At 54.1% G+C, this 22,177-nt stretch carries 4 protein-coding genes; all 4 read left to right on the forward strand.

Features of this window, described 5'->3' with window-relative positions:
* Positions 1-7 precede the first annotated feature (7 nt).
* The 4 genes from QF049_RS27235 to QF049_RS27250 all read left to right on the forward strand — a co-directional run bounded on the left by QF049_RS27235 (position 8) and on the right by QF049_RS27250 (position 22,032).
* On the forward strand, positions 8-15,010 hold the full coding sequence (locus QF049_RS27235) for a non-ribosomal peptide synthetase (RefSeq protein ID WP_307543445.1): 15,003 nt from the start codon (positions 8-10) through the stop codon (positions 15,008-15,010).
* Between the two features lie 167 nt (positions 15,011-15,177).
* A complete protein-coding gene (locus QF049_RS27240; protein ID WP_307541945.1) occupies positions 15,178-18,486 on the forward strand; it encodes a non-ribosomal peptide synthetase in 3,309 nt (1,102 codons plus the stop codon).
* Complete coding sequence (locus QF049_RS27245; protein WP_307541948.1) at positions 18,476-20,302, forward strand: ABC transporter ATP-binding protein; 1,827 nt, start codon at positions 18,476-18,478, stop codon at positions 20,300-20,302. Before QF049_RS27240 ends, QF049_RS27245 begins: the two co-directional genes overlap by 11 nt.
* The gene (locus tag QF049_RS27250; protein ID WP_307541950.1) at positions 20,299-22,032 is read left to right on the forward strand and encodes an ABC transporter ATP-binding protein; all 1,734 of its coding nucleotides are present in this window, start codon (positions 20,299-20,301) and stop codon (positions 22,030-22,032) included. The genes QF049_RS27245 and QF049_RS27250 overlap by 4 nt, the downstream gene beginning before the upstream one ends.
* Positions 22,033-22,177: the final 145 nt, after the last annotated feature.

The following is a 22,177-nucleotide window of genomic DNA, read 5'->3' on the forward strand; positions in this document are numbered from 1 at the left end:
CCGGCATATGCTCTGCCGGATTGCTTTTACCGATGAAGAGAGGGGAACGATCCAGATGGCTTTTGAAAAAGAAACGTTGTTTTGGAACGAAAAATTCGGTAGTGACGATTATACCTTGACGCGGCTGCCTTACAGCAAAGCTCCAAACTCCCTGGTGCCCAATGTGAAAACCGTTGGCGGTTCGCTTTCGGAGGAAGCGGCGCAGCGCGTCCTTCAAATGAGCAAGGGTGCTCCGCTAGCTGCTTATATGATTTTGCTCGCCGGTGTTCAGACACTCTTGCATAAATATACAGGAGCTTCAGACATTCTGGTCGGCATGCCGGTTGTGCCGAAAAAGGGGGAGACGCGTCGATCCGTTAATCATACGGTCATTTTGAAAAACTCGCTTTCGGTGGGGGCAACTTTTAAAACGCTTCTGAGCGAACTGAGGACTTCCTTGCCGGAAGCGATTCAGCATCAACATATTCCGTTCTTGAAAATGACGGAGAAGCTGGATCTGCAATATGCAGAAGGGATACCCTTCGTCCATACGCTAGTATCCCTTAAGGAGCTGCATCTAGACGAAATTGGGCAAAACGTGGTCACAGACTGTTCGTTTGAATTCAGTTTAGCCGGCGGGACGATACAGCTAGCGCTGTCATATAACGAGCACTTATATGACTCCGAGTTCATGAATCGGGTCGTCGGCCATCTGAATCGCCTGCTGTCCGTGGGGCTTCATGAGCTGGAGCTGAACATCGTGCGAGTGGACATGCTGTCGGAGGACGAAAAATTTCAATTACTGCAAAGCTTTAACGATACCGAGAAGGACTATCCTCGTGATCAGACGATTCATCAGCTTGTGGAGGAGCAAGCGAAGCGTGTGCCCGAGGCGACGGCGGTTGTCTTTGAGGGGCAGCGGCTTTCATATGCAGAGCTGAACGAACGGGCGAACCAGCTGGCGCGTACGCTACGATCGGTCGGTTTGCTGCCCAATCAGTTGGTAGGCTTGATGGTCAGGAGATCGCTGGAGACGGTCATTGGCATTCTGGCGGTTCTGAAAGCTGGCGGTGCCTACGTGCCGATCGACCCGGAGTACCCGGAAGAACGTATCCGCTACATTCTGGAGAACTCGAACGCGCAGCTGCTGCTGACTCAAAGAGAGCTGTTACAGCAAGTCCCGTTCGAAGGGACCGTATTGGCGCTAGATGATAAACAAGCCTATAGCGACGATGGCTCGAACCTGGAGGCGGCCAGTGGTCCAAACGATCTTGCTTATGTCATTTATACGTCAGGTACAACGGGGAAACCCAAAGGGGTCATGCTGGAGCATCGTGGTTTGGTCAGCTTGAAGCTGATGTTCGCAGACAGGCTGGGCATCACGGAGCAAGACCGGATCGTTCAATTTGCGAGCTTGTCCTTCGACGCATCCTGCTGGGAAGTGTTCAAAGCACTCTATTTTGGCGCGGCTTTGTACATCCCGACGGCCGAGACAATTCTCGACACTCGTCTGTTCGAGAGTTATATGAACGAGCATGCGATTACGGCGGCGATTCTGCCTCCGACGTATAGCGCTCATTTGAACCCGGATCGTCTTCCCAGCTTAACAAAGCTTGTAACGGGAGGTTCGGCGGTATCGGCCGAATTCGTGCAGCAGTGGAAAGCGAAGGTCCATTATTTCAATGCTTACGGCCCTACCGAAGCTTCGATTGTTACGACGCTTTGGGATGCGGATGAGCAACAGCCGGAACGCAGAGTCATTCCGATTGGGCGCCCGCTGGCTAATCATCAAATTTTTATTTTGGATGCCCACCTGCAACTTGTGCCTCCGGGAGTGGACGGCGAGCTGTGCGTGGCAGGCGTGGGGCTTGCGAGAGGTTACCTGAACCAACCGGAGCTGACGGCAGAGAAGTTTGTGGAACATCCGTTTGCGCCGGGAGAACGCCTTTACCGGACAGGAGATCTCGCCCGCTGGCTGCCGGACGGAAATATGGAGTACTTGGGCCGGATCGACCATCAGGTGAAAATCCGTGGATTCCGAATCGAGGTCGGTGAGATTGAAGAGCAACTTCTGAAGATCGACTCCGTGCAGGAGACGATTGTAATCGCGCGGGAAGGCAAAAGTGGGCAAGAACTGTGCGCTTACCTGGTCGCGAGTCTCCCTCTTACGCTCGGCGAGTTGAGAAGCGCGCTGGCGCAAAAATTGCCGAATTACATGATTCCGGCGCATTTTGTTCAGCTTCAGCGGATGCCGCTCACGCCGAACGATAAAATCGATCGTAAGGCTTTGCCTGCCCCGGAAGGAAACGCACTGACCGGCGGCGTGTACGTAGCTCCCCGCAATGAAGCTGAGCGAACGCTTGCTGATGTGTGGCAGGCGGTGTTGAACGCCGATCGTGTTGGGGTAACGGATCATTTCTTTGAGCTGGGCGGAGACTCGATCAAGTCCATTCAAGTATCTTCGCGGCTTCATCAAGCCGGGTACAAGCTGGAAATCCGGGATTTGTTCAAATATCCGACGATTTCACAGCTCAGCCTGCATGTGAAACCGATCAGACGTACCATCGATCAAGGCGAAATAACGGGTGAAACGGCGTTGACGCCGATTCAGCATTGGTTTTTCGAGAGTTCCTTTGCGGACCCGCATCATTTCAACCAGTCGGTGATGTTTTATCGGAAGGAACGGTTCAACGAAGAGACAGTGTATAAGGTGCTGCAAAAGCTGGCCGAGCATCATGACGCCTTGCGAATGGTGTTCTGCAAGACGGAACAAGGGTTTAGTGCGTTAACCCGAGCGATTCAGGATGGTGGGCTGTTCACGCTGGACGTGTTCGACTTTAAGGATGCGGAGAATCCCACGCAGGCTGTGGAAGCGAAGGCAACGGACATTCAAGCGGGCATCGATTTGGAGAAAGGTCCCCTCATGAAGGCGGGACTGTTCCAGTGCGAGGACGGTGATCATTTGCTGCTCGCGATTCATCATGCCGTGGTAGACGGCGTGTCTTGGCGCATTTTGATGGAGGATTTCGCTCTAGGTTACGAGCAGACTGGCAAAAGCGAGGAAATTCGTTTCCCGGCGAAAACAGATGCGTACCGCACTTGGTCCGAGCAGCTGGTTACTTACGCGCAAAGCCCGGAGATGGCAAAGGAACGGGCCTATTGGCAGGCCGTGGAACAAATGGAGGTTCTGGCCGTGCCGAAGGATATGGAGCCGGACGTTACGACGCAGCAGGACAGCGAATCGCTGTTTGTCCGTTTGACTCCCGAAGAAACGGAGCTGCTACTGAAGCGGGTTCACCGTGCCTACAACACCGAAATGAATGATATTTTGGTAACGGCGCTCGGAATAGCCTTACGCAAATGGACGGGGCACGAACGGGTGCGGATCAATCTCGAAGGACACGGACGTGAATCGATCGGAACGGATATCGACATCACGCGTACAGTTGGCTGGTTTACGACCAAGTTTCCAGTCGTCCTGGAGCCGGAAACCGACCGAAATTTGGCATATCAGATTAAACAGGTCAAGGAAAACTTGCGCCGTATTCCGAACAAGGGGCTAGGGTACGGCATATGCCGCTATCTCTCGAAATCGGAGGATGGCTTGGTTTGGGGCGCAGAGCCGGAAATTAATTTTAACTACCTCGGCCAGTTCGACGATGATGTCAACCAGGACGAGATCGGCATATCTTCTTATTCCAGCGGCAGCCCGGCTAGCGACCGGCAGGCCCGCAGCTTTGTGCTGGATATCAACGGTATGGTGCTGGACGGCGCTTTATCGCTCGATCTGAGCTACAGCCGGAAGCAGTATCGCAAGAAAACGATGGAAGCCCTCGCTCAGCGGCTTGAGCAAAGTCTCCGAGACCTCATTATCCACTGTGCAGGCAAAGAAAACATTGAATTGACGCCGAGCGACGTGCAATTCAAAGGCTTGACCATTGCAGAATTGGAGCACATCGCCCAGCGCTCGGGCCATCTCGGGGAAATCGAAAATATTTACTCACTTACGCCGATGCAGAAGGGTATGTGGTTCCACAGCGCGCTTGACCGGCAAACGGCAGCTTATTTTGAACAGACGCGGTTTACGATGCGGGGAGCACTCGACGTCCAGCTTTTTGAGAGGAGTTGGATGGAACTTGCGAAACGTCATCTGGTGCTGCGGGCGAATTTTGTGAAAGTACCGGCGGGCGAGCCGCTGCAAATCATATACCGCGACAAGCCGGTCGGTTTTGAATATGAAGAGCTGCTTCATTTGCAGGCGGACGAGAAACAAGCTTACTTGGATAAAAAGGCCGAGGAGGACAAGCTTCGCGGCTTCGACATGGAACATGACGCGCTCGTTCGGTTCACGATCCTGCGTACCGAAGAGCAAAGCTATCATGTACTGTGGAGTTTTCAACATATCTTGATGGACGGCTGGTGCCTGGCTCAGCTGACGCAGGAGTTGTTTGACGCATACTCGGCCTTGGCATCCGGCGAGCAGTCAGCGGGAGATAAGGGATCGGATTATGGCGCCTATATCGAATGGTTGGAGAAACAGGACGATCAGGCGGCATCAGCCTATTGGATGGCATTCCTGGCAGGTTATGAAGGGCAAACCGTACTCCCCGGACAAAAGGAACTGGCGCCCAACGGCAGATTTACGGCTGATCACGTCACCGCCGAGCTGGGCAAGGACTTGAGCGAGCGGATGGACCGGGTGGCGAAACAGCGCCTGGTTACGGTCAATACACTGCTGCAAGCTATTTGGGGCGTGATGCTGCAAAAATATAACGGAACAAACGATGCCGTATTCGGCAGCGTCGTGGCCGGAAGACCGGCGGAAATCCCGGGTATTGAGTCCATGATCGGGCTGTTCATCAATACGGTGCCGGTCCGGGTCACGAGTGAAGCGGACACCGTGTTCGCCGACCTGATGGCGAAGCTTCAAGAGCGGGCGCTGGAGTCCGGGCGTTATGATTACTATCCGCTGTATGAAATTCAGGCCCGCAGCGTGCAAAAGCAGAACCTGATCAACCATATCATCGCTTTTGAGAACTATCCGGTGGATGAGCAGATGGAGCAGGCGGGGGACCAGCAGCACGGCGACCTGACGATTGCCGATGTTCAGATGGAGGAGCAGACAAACTATAACTTCAACGTCACCGTGGTGCCGGGAGACGAGATTGAAATTCGGTTCGACTTTAACGCCGAAGTGTTTGATAAAGATAGTATTGAGCGGCTCAAGGGGCATCTCGTTCATTTGCTGGAGCAGGTGGCGGATAACCCGGAAATTACCGTGGGAGAGCTGGAACTTGTGACGGAGGCGGAAAAGGCTGACCTTCTCGGACGTTTTAACGACACCAAAACGGAATTTCCGCGCGGGAAAACGCTCATTCAATTGTTCGAAGAGCAGGCGGAGCGCATCCCGGATGCAGCTGCCATCTCCTTGAATGGGCAAGAGCTGACCTACCGCGAGCTGAACGAACGCGTTAACCGCCTTGCTCGTACCTTGCGTAGCCACGGGATATCCAAAGACCGTCTGGTCGCCATTATGGCTGAGCGTTCCATCGAAATGGTGGTGGGAATGCTGGCGGCACACAAAGCCGGTTCCGCTTACGTACCGATTGACCCGGAATATCCCGAGGAGCGTATCCGTTTCTTGATCGAGGATTCGGGTGCGCAGGTCATGCTGACGCAAAGTCGATTGCGCGAGCGCCTGGCGGGTTCTTACTCCGTGATTTTACTGGATGACGAGTCCTTCTATCACGAGGACCGCACAAATCTAAATCCGAGCAACGAAGCGACAGATCTGGCTTGCATCATCTATACGTCAGGCACGACGGGCAAGCCCAAAGGCAACCTTGTTTCACACCGCAATATCGTGCGGATCGTGCGAAATACGAATTATATCGACATCACTGAGCGGGATCATGTCCTCCAGCTTTCGAGCTATTCGTTCGACGGAGCGATTTTTGATATTTTCGGCGCTTTGACCAACGGGGCACGGCTGGTGCTGGTTCCCCACGAGACTTTGCTGGAGATCGGCCAGCTGGCGGATCTCATCCAGCGCGAGCGAATTTCGGTCATGCTGATTACGACGGCTTTCTTCAACGTCCTTGTGGATGTGAACGTCGACTGCCTACGGGATGTCCGGGCGATTTTGTTCGGAGGAGAGCGCGTGTCGGTCGGCCATGTGCGTAAAGCGCTCGCTCATATCGGACCGGGCAGGCTCAACCACCTGTACGGCCCATCGGAAAGCACGGTTTATACCACGTACCTTCCAGTCGACTTTGTCGATGAGTCCGCGGTTACCGTACCCATCGGACGGCCGATCAGCAATACGACGGTGTATATCGTCGACAGCCAGAATAAACTTCTGCCGATCGGCGTGGCCGGGGAGCTTTGCGTCGGCGGAGAAGGATTGGTACGGGGCTACAATAACCGACCGGAGCTGACGGCGGAGAAATTTGTGGACCATCCGTTTGTGCCGGGAGAGCGCATGTACCGGACAGGGGATTTGGCGAAATGGCTACCGGACGGCACGATTGAATACGTGGGGCGTACGGATGACCAAGTGAAAATCCGCGGCTTCCGTATTGAGTTGGGCGAGATCGAAGCTCAGCTTCAGAAAGTGGAGGGAATTCGGAAAACGACGGTATTCGCACGGGAAAACGCCTCCGGCGAGAAGCAACTTTGCGCCTATTATGAAGCGGACCGTGAGCTTCCGGCGGCCGAGTTGAAGAGCGTTCTTTCCCAGGAACTTCCTGCCTATATGATCCCGGCGTACCTGATCCAGTTGGAACGGCTTCCACTGACAACCAACGGCAAGGTTGACCGCCGCTCCCTCCCGGCACCTGAGGAGAGCTTGCAACCGGGTGAAGGACATACTCCGCCTCGGACTCCGTTGGAAGCCAGCTTGGCTGAAATATGGAAAAGCGTGCTTGGATTGGAGCACATCGGGGTTCATGACAACTTCTTTGACTTGGGCGGTCATTCCCTGCGGGCAACGACATTGGTGAGCAAGGTTCATCAGGAGTTGAACGTCGAGTTGCCTCTGCGCGACGTATTCCGCTACTCAACGATCGAAGAGATGGCTCTCGCCCTCTCCCGGATTGAAGAGCAGTTGTTCTCGTCGATTCCGCTGGCAGATGAAAGAGTGTATTATCCACTTTCCTCAGCTCAGAAGCGGCTGTTTATCCTAAATCAGCTGGAAGGAGCCGATCAGAGCTACAACATGCCGGGTGTGCTGCTGCTCGAAGGATCGATTGACCATAGCTTGCTGGAGCAAGCTTTCTGCGGACTTATCAAACGACATGAAACGCTGCGAACCGGATTTGAGATCGTACAAGGCGAAGCGGTACAACGTATTTATGAGAGCGTTAATTTTGCCGTCGAGTGCCGTCATGCGAACGAGGAAGAAGCGCCTGCAGTCGTGCAGGCATTTATCCGGCCTTTCGACTTGGCGAAGCCACCGTTGCTGCGTGCCGAGCTCGTAGAGCTGGCAAACGGACGTTATTTACTGATGTTTGACATGCACCATATCATCTCCGACGGGGTTTCGATGGACGTGTTCGTTGAGGAACTCGTTCGTCTGTATGGCAGTGAGTCATTAGAGCCTTTGCACATTCAGTACAAGGACTATGCGGTATGGCAGCAATCGGACGAGCAAAAAGTGCAATTGAAACGCGAGGAAGCTTACTGGCTGGACCGTTACCGGGGCGAGTTGCCGGTTCTGGAAATGCCGACAGACTATCCGCGTCCTGCTGTACAGAGCTATGAGGGACATACGCTGACGTCCTTTGTGGACGAGGCAACGAACGAAGGTTTGAAACAGCTGGCCGCTCAAAGAGGAACGACGCTATATATGGTGTTGCTTGCCGCATATACCGTGCTTTTGCATAAATACACAGGTCAGGATGATTTGATCGTTGGAACGTCGATTGCAGGCAGAACGCACGGCGACATGCAGCCTTTGATCGGAATGTTCGTCAACACGCTGGCGATCCGCAATTATCCGGCTTCGGAGAAGACCTTCCTGTCGTATTTGGAAGAAGTGAAAGAAACGACCTTAGGCGCTTACGAGCATCAGAATTATCCGTTCGAAGAACTCGTCGATAAAGTGCAGGTTAGCCGGGATTTGAGTCGCAACCCGCTGTTTGACACGATGTTCTCCCTGCAAAACCTGGAGGAGTCAGAGTTTGAGCTGGAAGGGCTAAAATTGTCCCCGTACCCTAGCGAATATGGTATGGCCAAGTTCGACCTGAGTGTGGATGTTACGGAAGAAAATGGCGGACTGGAGTGCAACTTTGAATTCGCAACGGCTCTTTATAAAGAAAGCACGATCCGGCGGCTGTCGATTCATTTTGGACATTTGCTTGCGGCGATTGTAAGCCATCCGAATGCAAAGATCGCTGAGCTGAACATGTTGACGGAAGATGAAAAAGAGAAAATTCTCGGCGCGTTTCACCCGGCGCAATCGGAAGTGGCTCCTGTGGCCGCGTTCCACCGACTGTTCGAGGAACAGGCGGAACGCACACCGGAAGCAGAAGCTGTCGTGTACGAAAACGATCGGCTGACGTATGCGGAGCTGAACGAGCGGGCCAATCGATTGGCGGCAACTCTGCGCGCAAGTGGAATCGGCCGGGAGGAGATTGTTGGCATTCTCGCCGAGCGTTCGGTGGACCTGCTGGTGGCCGTGCTGGCCGTCTGGAAAGCGGGCGGGGCGTATGTACCCCTCGACCCGGATTATCCGGCAGACCGCGTGCGGTTCATGCTTGAAGACAGCCGAGCGAAGGTGCTGCTGACACAAACGCCGCTGCGAGAGCGTGCTGAAGCCTGGTTCAGCGAAGAGGAACTGGCACTGGCGAAGGTACTATACCTCGACGACGAAACGTCATACAGCGAAGACCGGGAGAATGCACCGCTTGGCTCCAGCATGGTTTCCGGTAAAGTCTCCGGCGAACTGTCGGGTGCTGTGAACGATGGAGATGAGAGCCATTCGAAGGTTGTGGGCATGGACAGCTGCTATGAAGCCTGTCCGGAGGACTTGGCGTACGTGATCTATACGTCGGGAACGACGGGCAAGCCAAAGGGTGTAATGATTGAGCACCGCAGCCTGGTGAACACTGCGGCGGGCTACCGGCGGGAATACCGGTTGGATCAGTTCCCGGTAAGGCTGTTGCAACTCGCCAGCTTCTCGTTTGACGTGTTCGTGGGTGATATCGCACGTACGTTGTATAACGGAGGCACCATGGTCATTGTACCGAAGGACGACCGGATTGATCCGTCTCGTCTGCACTACTGGATAGAGCGGGAGCAAGTGACGATCTTTGAATCAACACCGGCACTGATCGTGCCGTTCATGGAGCATGTGCATGAGCAGGGGCTGGAGTTAAGCGGTATGGAGCTGTTGATCACAAGCTCGGACAGCTGCAGTGTGGCGGATTACCGAACCTTACAGGAACGGTTCGGCTCGTTGTTCCGCATCATCAACGCCTACGGCGTGACGGAAGCGGCAATTGACTCCAGTTTCTATGACGAGGAGTTGGCGAAGCTGCCGCAGACAGGTCATGTGCCGATTGGCAAAGCGTGGCTGAATGCGAAATTCTACATTGTGGATGCGCACCTGAACCCGGTGCCGGTCGGGGTGCTGGGCGAGCTGGTCATCGGCGGCGTTGGCGTAGCACGTGGGTACTTGAACCGTCCGGAGCTGACGGAAGAGAAGTTCGTAGATAGTCCGTTTGTCGCGGGCGAGCGGCTGTACCGCACAGGAGACTTGGCGCGGTGGATGGGAGACGGCAACGTGGACTTCATCGGCCGAATCGACAACCAGGCGAAAATTCGGGGCTACCGGATCGAGACGGGTGAGATCGAGTCGCAACTGCTGCGGGTGAAAGGTGTGCGCGAAGCGGTGGTGCTGGTTCGAAGTGATGCGAACGGGCAGAAGGCGTTGTGTGCGTATTATACGCCGGAGACCGGCGCGGAGCTGTTAGTGAACGATCTGCGCAGTGCGCTGGCGCAGGAGCTGCCAGGTTACATGATCCCGTCGTACTTCGTACAGCTGGAGCGTCTGCCTCTGACACCGAACGGGAAAATAGACCGGAAGGCGCTGCCAGCGCCGGAAGGAGAAGCGGGAAGTGGAACGCAGTACGTCGCACCGCGCAATGAGCTGGAAATGAAGATGGTGGTTATTTGGCAGGAAGTGCTTGGGCTTACGAAGGAGATTGGTGTTCACGACAACTTCTTCGACATCGGTGGCCACTCCTTGCGCGCGACAACGTTGGTCAGCAAGATTCATAAAGAGTTGAACGTGGATCTGCCGCTGCGAGACGTGTTCCGGCATTCCACGATTGAGAGCATGGCGGCGGCCATTTCCCGGCTGGATGAGCAGACATTCGTTGCTATTTCGGTGGCGGATGACCGAGAGGTGTACCCGCAATCTTTTGCTCAAAAACGTCTCTTTATCTTGAATCAGCTGGAAGGTGCGGAGCTTAGCTACAACATGCCGGAAGCGATGCTGCTGGAGGGTGCTTTGGACCGGACAAGGTTCGAAGAAACGTTCCGTAAGCTCGTGGCGCGGCATGAAATGTTGCGCACCGGGTTTGAAATGCTGGATGGCGAAGCATCACAGCGGGTTTACCAGGATGTGAATTTTGCGGTGGAGTTCTATCAAGCTGATGAGCAAGAGGTCGAAGCGGTGGTTCACGGTTTCGTCCGTCCGTTTGACTTGGCTAAGCCACCGCTGTTGAGAGTAGGCCTTGTTGAGCTGGCTCCGGAACGCCATATTCTGATGTACGACATGCATCATATTATTTCTGACGGCGTTTCGATGGAAATCTTTGTTGAAGAATTCGTGCGTTTGTATGGTGGAGAGCAATTGGAGCCGCTGCGCATTCAGTACAAAGACTACACCGTTTGGCAGCATTCGCAGGAGCAGCAGGAACGGCTTCAGCATCAGGGGGCGTATTGGCTGGACATGTTCCAGGGCGAGCTTCCGGTGCTGGAAATGCCGACTGACTATCCACGTCCGGCTGTACAGAGCTATGAAGGTCAAACGCTGGAGTTTTTCTTCGACGCTTCAAAAACCGACGGCCTGAAACAGCTGGCTTCGGAAACGGGCACGACATTGTTTATGGTTCTGCTTGCGGCGTATAACGTGCTTTTGCACAAATATTCAGGTCAGACAGACGTGATCGTTGGAACGCCGATTGCCGGAAGGAATCATGGAGATGTGCAGCCGTTGATCGGGATTTTCCTAAACACGTTGGCGATCCGTAGTTTTCCGGCTTCGGAGAAAACATTCCTGTCATACCTGAACGAAGTCAAAGAAACAACTCTGCACGCCTTTGAGCATCAAAACTATCCGTTTGAACAATTGGTGGACAAGGTGCAAGTCACCCGTGATTTAAGCCGTAATCCACTCTTCGACACGATGTTTACGATGCAAAATACGGAGAATGAGCAATTTGAGCTGGAAGGGCTTCGCCTGATTCCTTATCCGAGCGTACTGGATACTGCGAAGTTTGATATCAGCTTGGATGTGGGCGAGGAGAACGGCGGGTTGGATTACAGCTTCGAATATGCGACGGCTCTTTATAAAAGGGAGACGATTGAACGGTTGGCAAAACATTACGAGCAGTTGCTCGTGACAATTGTAAACCGTCCAGATGCGAAGATTGCCGAGCTGAATTTGCTGACGGCAGCAGAAAAAGAAGAAATTGTCTGCGCGTTTAACCCGGCGCAGCCGGAAGAGGCTCCTGTGGCGGCGTTCCACCGACTGTTCGAGGAACAGGTGGAACACACGCCGGAAGCGGAAGCCGTCGTGTATGAAAATAACCGCCTAACGTATGTGGAGCTGAACGAGCGAGCTAACCGCTTGGCGGCTACACTGCGCACAAGTGGCATCGGCCGGGAGTCAATCGTTGGCATTCTCGCCGAGCGTTCGGTCGATTTGCTGGTGGCCGTGCTGGCCGTCTGGAAAGCGGGCGGGGCATATATACCGCTTGACCCGGATTATCCGGCGGACCGCGTGCGGTTCATGCTGGAAGACAGCGGAGCGAAGGTGCTGTTGACACAAACGCCGCTGCGAGAGCGTGCCGAAGCCTGGCTCGGCGAAGAGGAACTGGCACTGGAGACGGTGCTGTATCTCGATGACGAAACGTCATACAGCGAAGACCGAGCGAATGCACCAATGGACTTCGGCCAAGGCTCCAGCAGTGCTCCCAATCCAGTCAACGGCAAGCTAACGGGGGCTGTGAACGGTGGTGGCGAGAGTCATCCAAATGATGTTGATGTTGTCGGTATGGGCAGCTTCCATGAAGCTCGTCTAGAGGATTTGGCCTACGTGATCTATACGTCGGGAACGACGGGCAAGCCAAAGGGTGTAATGATCGAGCATCGCAGTCTGGTGAACACGGCAGCGGGTTACCGACGGGAATACCGATTGGATCAGTTCCCGGTAAGACTGTTGCAGCTCGCCAGCTTCTCGTTTGACGTGTTCGTGGGTGATATCGCACGCACGTTGTATAACGGAGGGACCATGGTCATTGTACCGAAGGACGACCGGATCGATCCGTCTCGTCTGCACTACTGGATAGAGCGGGAGCAAGTGTCAATCTTTGAATCAACACCAGCACTGATCGTGCCGTTCATGGAGCATGTGCATGAGCAGGGGCTGGAGTTAAGCGGTATGGAGCTGTTGATTACAAGCTCGGACAGTTGCAGTGTGGCGGATTACCGAACCTTACAGGAACGGTTCGGCTCGTTGTTCCGCATCATCAACGCCTACGGCGTGACGGAAGCGGCGATCGACTCCAGTTTCTATGATGAGGAGTTGGCGAAGCTGCCGCAGACAGGCCATGTGCCGATTGGCAAAACGTGGCTAAATGCGAAATTCTACATTGTGGATGCGCACTTGAACCCGGTGCCGGTCGGGGTGCTGGGCGAGCTGGTCATCGGCGGCGTTGGGGTAGCACGTGGGTACTTGAACCGCCCAGAGCTGACGGAAGAGAAGTTTGTAGACAGCCCTTTCACTGCGGGTGAGCGACTGTATCGCACGGGAGATTTGGCGCGGTGGATGGAGGACGGCAACGTGGATTTCATCGGCCGGATCGACAACCAGGCAAAAATCCGGGGTTACCGGATCGAGACGGGTGAGATTGAGTCGCAGCTGCTGCGGGTGGAAGGCTTGCGCGAAGCGGTGGTGCTGGTTCGAAGTGATGCGAACGGGCAAAAGGCGCTGTGCGCATACTACACGCCGGATACCGGCGCGGAGCTGTTAGTGAACGATCTGCGCAGTGCGCTGGCGCAGGAGCTGCCAGGTTACATGATCCCGTCGTACTTCGTGGAGCTGGAACGCCTGCCTCTGACGCCGAACGGGAAAATAGACCGGAAGGCGCTGCCAGCGCCGGAAGGGGAAGCGGGAAGTGGAACGGAGTATGTCGCACCGCGCAATGAGCTGGAAATGAAGCTGGCGGTGATTTGGCAGGAGGTGCTGGGGCTTACGAAGGAGATTGGCGTTTACGACAACTTCTTCGACATCGGCGGCCATTCCCTGCGAGCGACGACACTAGCGGGCAAGGTATTTAAGGAACTAAACGTCAACCTCCCGCTGCGCGACGTATTCCATCACTCGACGATTGCGGCGATGGCCGATGTAATCGCCCGGATGGAACGGCGGGAGCATGAGGCTATTCCTCAAGCGGAAGAGAGAGAGTACTACCCCCTGTCCTCCGCGCAGAAACGGCTGTTTATTCAGCATACGCTGGATGGAGCGGATCAGCTTTACAACATGCCGGAACTGATGCAGGTGGAAGGCAAGTTTGATTTAGACCGCTTGGAAGCCGCATTGCGGAAACTGATAACAAGGCATGAATCGCTGCGCACCGGTTTTGAAATGGTGAAGGGCGAAGCGGTTCAGCGGATTTACCCGCAGGTCGATTTTGCTATTGAGCATCATCAAGCGAATACAGAGGATGCAGCTCAAATCGAGCAGATCGTCCGCAACTTCGTTTGTCCGTTTGATCTCGGCAAGCCGCCGCTGCTGCGCGCCGGAGTCATCGAACTGGAGCCGAACCGGTATATTCTCCTTTTCGATATGCACCATATTGTGTCGGACGGTGTATCGATGGCGATTGTAATGGATGAGTTCTCGAGTTTATACGCCGGGGAAGAACTGCCGCCACTACGCATTCAATATAAGGATTATGCCGTTTGGCAGCAGTCGGAGGTTCACCGAGAGCGGATCGCGCGGCAGGAAGCGTACTGGCTGCAAACCTTCGAAGGCGATCTGCCGACGGGGGATCTGCCGATGGACTACGAACGTTCTACAGTTCGCAACTACGAAGGCGCGCATCTGGATTTCGACGTCGAAGCTTCTCTCTCTGCGAGGCTGCGTGAATTGGCGGCCGAGCGTGAAAGCACGCTGTACATGGTACTGCTTGCGGCATATACTGTGCTGCTGTCCAAGTACAGCGGGCAGGAAGACTTAATTGTGGGCACCCCGGTGGCGGGAAGAACTAACGCTGATTTGGAGCCGGTCATCGGCATGTTTGTTAATACACTGGCGCTCCGCAATCGCCCGTCGGGCAACAAAACGTTCCTGTCCTACCTGGAAGAAGTCAAGGAAACGGCTCTGGGAGCTTTTGAGAATCAGGATTATCCATTCGAAGAGCTCGTGGAGCGTTTGAATGTGAAGCGGGAGCCGGGCCGCTTCCCACTGTTCGATGCCGTTTTCGACTTGCAAAATATTGAAGAACGAGACGCCGAACTGGAAGGGGTCAGTCTGAAGAATTACGAGCTTGACCATTTGGAGGAAGCGAAGTTTGATCTGACCCTGTTTATGTATGAAAACGAAGGGGCGCTGAGCGGGGGCTTTTTCTACGCTACCAAGCTGTTCAAAGAAACGATGATCCGCACCTTAACTGAGGATTACCTGCGGGTGCTTTCTCAAATTGTGGAAAATCCACAACTTGAGCTAAGTCGGATTGAATGTCATAAACCGGCGGCAGGCGCAAAGAGTGCCGTCGATACGATCGAATTCGCTTTCTAATATTACAAGCGCGCCTCCGCTGTCAAGCGAAAGTGGTGCGCATCCCATGGAAGACGGCGAACAACTTGCACGTCCGTAAATCAAGCCCGTAAACGCGCAGGTCGAAAGCAAGTTTTTTCGGATCTGCGCCGGGGCATGCGGTCACTTCATTTTTAGGGGAGGTACGAATGAAATCTTTATTTGAAAAGGAAGAACGATACTGGAGCAGCAAGTTTGACAACGATGACAGCCTGAGCTTTCTTCCCTACAGTCAATCCTCCAAATTATCTGCGGGTGGCGAAGCTGCGGCAGAGCCGGCCTTGCTTCACCGTACCCTGCCGAGTGAGCTCTCGGAGAGAATTATTCGCCTCGCCAATGGTTCGGATCTGGCTTTGTACATGATTGTTTTGGCAGGAGTAAAAAGCCTGCTGTTCAAATATACCGGGCAGGATCAAGTACTGGTCGGCATGCCTTCTTATAGCGGGGACCCGGACGTGACTCAGCCGCCGCATGACATCCTGGTGATCAAAACGTTCATAAGCAGCCAGACTACGCTGAAAACGCTGCTCGGGGGTATCAAAGCTTCCATCGGAGAGGCGCTGGAGCATCAGCATCTGCCTTTTCGAAAAATGGTGGAGCCGCTCCATCTGGACTATACAGGGGAAGGAGTCCCAGTCGTCAACACCGTCGCATCCTTCGTCCCGATTCATCCTGAACCGCTGGGTAACCGGGTGGCGGCCGATACGGTTTTTCGATTCGACCGCCAAAACGACTCTATCGGGCTGGAAATAAGCTTTGACGGGAATCGATACGAGCGGGCATTTGTGGAACAGGCGGCCGACCACCTTGTTCGGCTTCTGTCCATGCTTGTATTTCAGCCGGATCTGGAGCTTGGACAAGCCGATGTGCTTTCCCCGGACGAGAGGGAGGCGTTGCTGAATCGATTTAATGATACCGAAACCGGGTTTGAGCGGGGGAAAACGATTCACGGTTTGTTTGAAGAACAGGCGGAGCTTTACCCGGACAACGTGGCCGTTGTCATGAACGAACGGCAGCTGACCTACCGCGAGCTGAACGAGCGATCCAACCATCTTGCGCGCAAGCTGAGGGAGACGGGAGTTGAAGCGGACCAGCTGGTAGCGATTCTGGCCGAACGCTCACTCGATATGGTTGTCGGCATACTGGCGATTCTCAAAGCGGGCGGAGCCTACGTGCCTGTCGATCCCGACTACCCGGAGGAGCGCATCCGCTTCATGATCGAGGATTCGGGTGCACCGTTATTGCTGATTCAAAAGCATCTGCATGAGAAGACCGACTTCGCAGGAACGCGCCTTGAAATAGATGATTTCGTTTGGGGCGACAGCGGGGCGGACTCGGAAGGTGCGCTGGACGCTTCGAATCTGGAGCCAATTTCCGGGCCGGAGAACCTGGCATATGTCATCTACACGTCGGGAACGACCGGCAAACCAAAAGGCACGTTGATCGAGCATAAAAACGTTGTGCGCCTCCTGTTCAACGACAAGAACTTGTTCGACTTCGGACGGTTCGACACGTGGACGCTGTTCCACTCGTTCTGCTTCGATTTCTCCGTCTGGGAAATGTACGGAGCACTGCTGTATGGAGGAAAGCTGGTTATCGTACCGCCGCTCACGGCGAAAAATCCGACCGATTTCCTGGCACTGCTAGGCCGCGAACAGGTCACGATTTTGAACCAGACGCCAACGTACTTCTATCAGCTGCTGCGTAAGGTCTTGGCGGATCATCCATATGATCTGCGGATTCGCAACGTCATTTTTGGCGGCGAAGCGCTCAGTCCACTTTTGCTCAAGGGTTTCAAGACGAAGTACCCGGAGATAAAGCTGATCAATATGTACGGCATTACCGAAACGACGGTTCACGTGACGTATAAGGAAATAACGTGGGTCGAAATGGAGGCGGCGAAGAGCAATATCGGCAAGCCGATCCCAACGTTGAGGGTGTACGTCCTGGATGAAAACCGTCGCCCAGTGCCGATTGGCGTAGCGGGCGAAATGTACGTAGCCGGGGAAGGGCTGGCGAGAGGATACCTGAACCATCCGGATCTGACGGCGGAGAAGTTCGTTGATTCCCCGTTTGCGGAGGGGGAGAAACTGTACCGCTCAGGCGACTTGGCGGCCTGGTTGCCGGACGGCAACATCGAATACCTGGGCCGAATCGACCATCAGGTCAAAATTCGCGGGTACCGGATCGAGCTGGACGAAATCGAGACGCAGCTTCTGAACGCCCGGGGTGTGGAAGAAGCGGTTGTACTCGCCCGGGACGACGCGAACGGCCATAAGCAACTTGTTGCTTATTACGTCGCGGAAACAAAGCTGGCGGCGAATGAACTCAAGGAGCAGCTCGCCAAGCAGCTTCCGGGGTATATGATTCCTGCGCATCTTGTGCAGCTTTCGCAGATGCCGCTGACCGCGAACGGAAAAATCGACCGCAAAGCGCTGCCAGTGCCGGAGGAAGCTGCGGCCAGAGGAGCGAAATATGTTGCGCCGAGAACGCTGCTCGAGATGAAGATCGCCCGTGTCTGGCAGGATACACTTGGCATTCCACAGGTCGGCGTAAAGGATAATTTTTTTGAGCTGGGCGGCAATTCCTTAAGTCTGATGAGGCTTGTTCAAGCCGTTTACGATGAAACGGGCATCGAGATACCGCTGAATCGCCAATTCCATAGTGTAACCGTTGAAGCGATGGCTTTTGGAGAGGAGGATCTGGGTCTCTATAAAGGGGGAGACTCCTTCATTAAGCTGAATAAAACAGGGGATCTAAACGTGTTCTGCTTCCCTCCAGGCAGCGGCTTCGGCATTGGTTACCGAGAGCTTGCAAGCAGGCTAGACGGCCGATTCGTGCTTTACGGCATTGATTTTATCGACGATGTCATCGATTACGAGGCCATGCTGAACCGTTATGTGGATGAGATTGTTCGCATCCAGCCTGAAGGACCTTACGTGCTGCTGGGCTACTGCTTCGGAGGCAACCTGACGTTTGAGGTAGCCAAAACGATGGAAAGAAGAGGGTATTCCGTAACGGACGTGCTCATGGTGGACTCATGGATTAAGGACACACTCACGCCTTATGAAACGACTGAGAAAGAGCTTGAAGAAATGTTTGCGGATTTCGACGAAGAAGAGAAGGAATTAATGAGCAATCCGCTCGTGCGGGAGCGTGTTCATCGGAAGATTAAAGCCACCTTGACGTACGAAGCGCAGCTTATTAATTCAGGCACGATAACTTCCCGGATTTACGAACTGATTGCGAAGGACAGCAAAGCGTTCCGCCTGGAGCACCAGTTGCCGTCCTGGCAGAGGGCAACGACGCAAGCTTACGCCGATTATCGGCTGGAGGGCGCACACGAGGAGTTACTGGAACTCGCGCGCGTGGACGAAACGGCCGTTGTCATCCGTGACATCTTAGTGCAAATCGAGCGGCAGATCAAAGCGGAGGCCGGGGTCCTGCATGGGAGCTGACCGGCAGAATTCTGTTCAAGAACAAGGCACAGCGGCGCCTTCCAAGCGCCGAACCGCTTATGCCACCTGGGAAGCGTTCCGCTGGCTGATGTCCTATGTAAGCCGTCACAAAGGCTGGATGATCGTCGGTATCCTGTCCGCAATTGCCGCCGCGGTTATTGAGATATGGACGGGACGTTTGGTCGAGCAGCTGACCACACAAGCCGAGAATGGGGCGGGGCCAATCGTTCTGCAAATCGTGTACACGGTCTTTGTGGTCATCTTGATCGGTGTGCCGGCGAAGTTTTTCATGAGCTTCGGTGTGGAGCGAAGCAGCGCCTCTGCGGTGCAGGATATCCGCAACCATGTCATGCGTCATATCGGTAAACTTCCGGTCCCCTATTTGGAAAAGCAGCACTCCGGCGACGTATTGTCGCGGATCAACAACGATCTGCAGCTCATCCAGCAATTTATGATTCGGGACCTCGCCCAGTGGTTTTATCATCCGTTATTGTTTATCGGCTGTTTCGCTTATTTGATGTATCTCCAATGGGAGCTGATGCTGTACAGCCTGCTGTTATTTCCCGTAGCACTGCTGGTTTCCCAATGGATCGGCAAGCAGTTGGAACAGTTGACGGAGGAAGCTCAGGCGAACATGGGCCGAATGAACGTCAACCTCCAGGATACGCTTGGAGGGATGCCTATTGTAAAAAGCTATCTGCTATCTGGTATGTTATCTCGCTCCTACCAAGTGATGCTGCAATTGACGGCTCAAAAAAAGCTGGCCGTGAAAAAGCGGGAAGCCTGGGTTAACCCGCTGCTTTCTACGCTGATGATCAGCCCGATCATTTTCGCCGTCAGTTACGGTAGCTATTTGATCTACAACGGGCAGTTAGGCGCGGGAGAACTGATTGCGTTCCTGTACTTGCTTAATCTATGTCTGGAGCCGCTGGAGCATATTCCCGAACTCATCACGCGCACGTTCGAAATGACTGGTGCCCTGAGAAGGATCTCCGAAATCGTCGAGCAGCCGACCGAAACGGAAAATGGCCGTTTGCTTCCAAAAGCAAGCGCCGCCCCCATCCATTTTCAGAACGTAACCTTCGGGTATGAAGAGAGTTCCCCGATTCTGCGGAATGTTAGTTTCTCGGTGCCGGAAGGCAAGACGATTGCGCTTGTCGGAGCGAGCGGCGGAGGGAAGAGCACGGTGTTTAAGCTGGTATGCGGCTTTTATCCACTTCCGGAGGATCAGGGCGAGATCCGCGTGTTTGGAAGCCTGATCCACGGTGCAGATCCGGAGCAGCTTCGGTCGCATTTTTCCGTGGTAACCCAGGATTCATATTTGTTTAGCGGTACAATCGCCGAAAATATCGGCTATGGGCGGGAAGAAGCGTCGATGGACGAGATTATCGAAGCCGCCAAAGCCGCTCAGGCTCATTCTTTCATTATGCAGCTTGAGGGTGGCTACCAGACGTATGTCGGAGAGCGCGGCGGCTTTTTGTCCGGTGGGCAACGCCAGCGCATTGCAATGGCCCGGGCTTTTCTGAAAGATGCTCCAGTTCTGCTGCTGGACGAGCCCACATCGGCTCTTGATCCGGAGTCGGAAAGCGCGGTTCAGGAAGCGCTGGGCGTATTGATGAAGCAGAGAACGACCATGGTTATTGCCCACCGGCTTTCTACGGTACAAAACGCCGATGAAATCTGGGTTATGGAACAAGGAAATATTGTCGAAAAGGGCACTCATGAACAATTGCTCGAGAGGAAGGGACTGTACGCCCAGTCGTACTACCAGGAATTTACCGAGTCTGCCGAACGCAGGGAGGTGTCGTACACATGAAAAAGGGCGGAAGGCTATCGCAAGTGAAAGAACTCGGCTACTTGCTGACGTTTATGAACCGCAAGCGCAAAACCCAGTACGCGATTGGCCTTGCTGTAACGGCGCTCACCCAGACATTGTTTCTGATCGCCTTCAGCTTGGTCGTACATAACTTGGTTGATTTCGCCGTGTCCCGAGATACGTCCCTGATGGTGGAAGCCTTTATTATTTTGGGCGCGGCCTTATTCCTGGAAAATATAATTTCTCCCTGGTTCATTTACTTATACCAGCGGAGTGTCGAGCTGACTGTGCTGAATATCCGCAAACGTCTTTATGACAAGCTGTGCCGGGTGCGGCCGAGATTCCTGGAGCAGACGCACCATGGGGACTTGCTGTCGCGGGTGAATAACGACGTAACGACCGTTGAGTTTACTTTCTCGCAGGTTTACTTCGTTTTGCTGCTTCAAGTTGTCTTTTGCATCGGCTCCATTGTCTCCATGGTGGTGATCGATTGGCGGTTTGCTGGCGTATCCTTCGTCATTCTGCTGCTGTCCTCTCTGGTCAGCTTGAAATTTGCACGGGATATCCGCGCTTTGTCCGAACAAGGCTTGCAAACGCTCGGTAAAATGACCGAAAAATTCAAAGATTTTATGGGCGGCATTCAAATTGTGAAGCTGTTCCGCATCCGCACGATTTACGGCCAGTACGAGGCGTTGAACGAACAAATGACGCAAACGCTTCGGCAAACGGCGAAAAAGAACGGTATGCAGGCTGCGGTGAACCATTTTATCAGCTACGTCACGTTCTGCGGCATCATCGTCATCGGCAGTCTTCTTTATGCCTACGGATTGATGGGAATGGGAAGTGTCGCCGCTCTGGCAGTTTTGCAAGTGAATCTGACGCACGCTTTGTTGAACTTGGGGATGGTTCTGTCGATGACCCAAAATTCGCTCGCGGGCGCTCACCGGATTCAAGAGGTACTAAGCGAGGAAGAGGAACCGGAGCGTCTGGGATCTTCTCGTAGCGAGCTTGTATCGGAGGCTGCGGTGGAGTTTCGCGATGTGGAATTTTCCTATCAGTCGGATAAAAAGGTACTTGTTGATATGTCCATGCAAGTGTTTCCTGGTCAGGTCGCTGCGATCGTAGGAGCCAGCGGCAGCGGCAAAAGTACACTGATCAAGCTGCTGCTCGGCTTTTATCCTGTGGACAGCGGAGATATCCTGCTCCAGGGCAAACCTTTCGGCCATTACACGCTGGAAGAAATCCGCAGGCTGATTGCATACGTTCCGCAGGAGCCGTTTTTGTTTACCGGCACGATTGAGGAAAATATCCGCTACGGCAACCCGGATGCAACGGATGAAGAAGTGGTTGAAGCGGCCAAAGCGGCGTACGCTCACCATTTCATTCAGGAACTTCCAGAACAGTATAAAACGCCTGTGGGAGAGAGAGGAGCGTCGTTGTCAGGCGGACAAAGGCAGCGAATTGCGATCGCCCGGGCGATTCTCAAAAACGCCCCAATTCTGCTGCTGGACGAAGCGACTTCTGCATTGGATAACGAATCCCAGCACTGGGTACAGCAAGCCCTGAACGTATTGATGAAGGGGCGGACCACCATTCTGATTGCCCACCGTCTCAGCACTGTGGAAAATGCGGATTTGATTACGGTCATGAATCAAGGAACGGTCGTGGAACGGGGCCGCCATCAGGACCTGCTGGCGCTCGGAGGTTATTACGCACGGCTGTACGGATAGACCCGCTTTACGGCGGGCGGCTTCCTGCTGATATCCAGGTATAAAGCCTATCTACAAACAATCTCTAATACGGGAGTGTGTCGATGTGAGAGAGAATACGAACAAGCAATATGGATTAACGCAAGCCCAGCGCCGGATATGGTTC

The sequence above is a fragment of the Paenibacillus sp. W4I10 genome (genome assembly GCF_030816325.1).
GTDB lineage: Bacteria > Bacillota > Bacilli > Paenibacillales > Paenibacillaceae > Paenibacillus > Paenibacillus amylolyticus_B.

Coding starts and splice junctions, on each gene's coding strand:
- QF049_RS27235 (WP_307543445.1), top strand. CDS start 8: ATGCTCTGCCGGATTGCTTTTACCGATGAAGAGAGGGGAACGATCCAG.
- QF049_RS27240 (WP_307541945.1), top strand. CDS start 15,178: ATGAAATCTTTATTTGAAAAGGAAGAACGATACTGGAGCAGCAAGTTT.
- QF049_RS27245 (WP_307541948.1), top strand. CDS start 18,476: ATGGGAGCTGACCGGCAGAATTCTGTTCAAGAACAAGGCACAGCGGCG.
- QF049_RS27250 (WP_307541950.1), top strand. CDS start 20,299: ATGAAAAAGGGCGGAAGGCTATCGCAAGTGAAAGAACTCGGCTACTTG.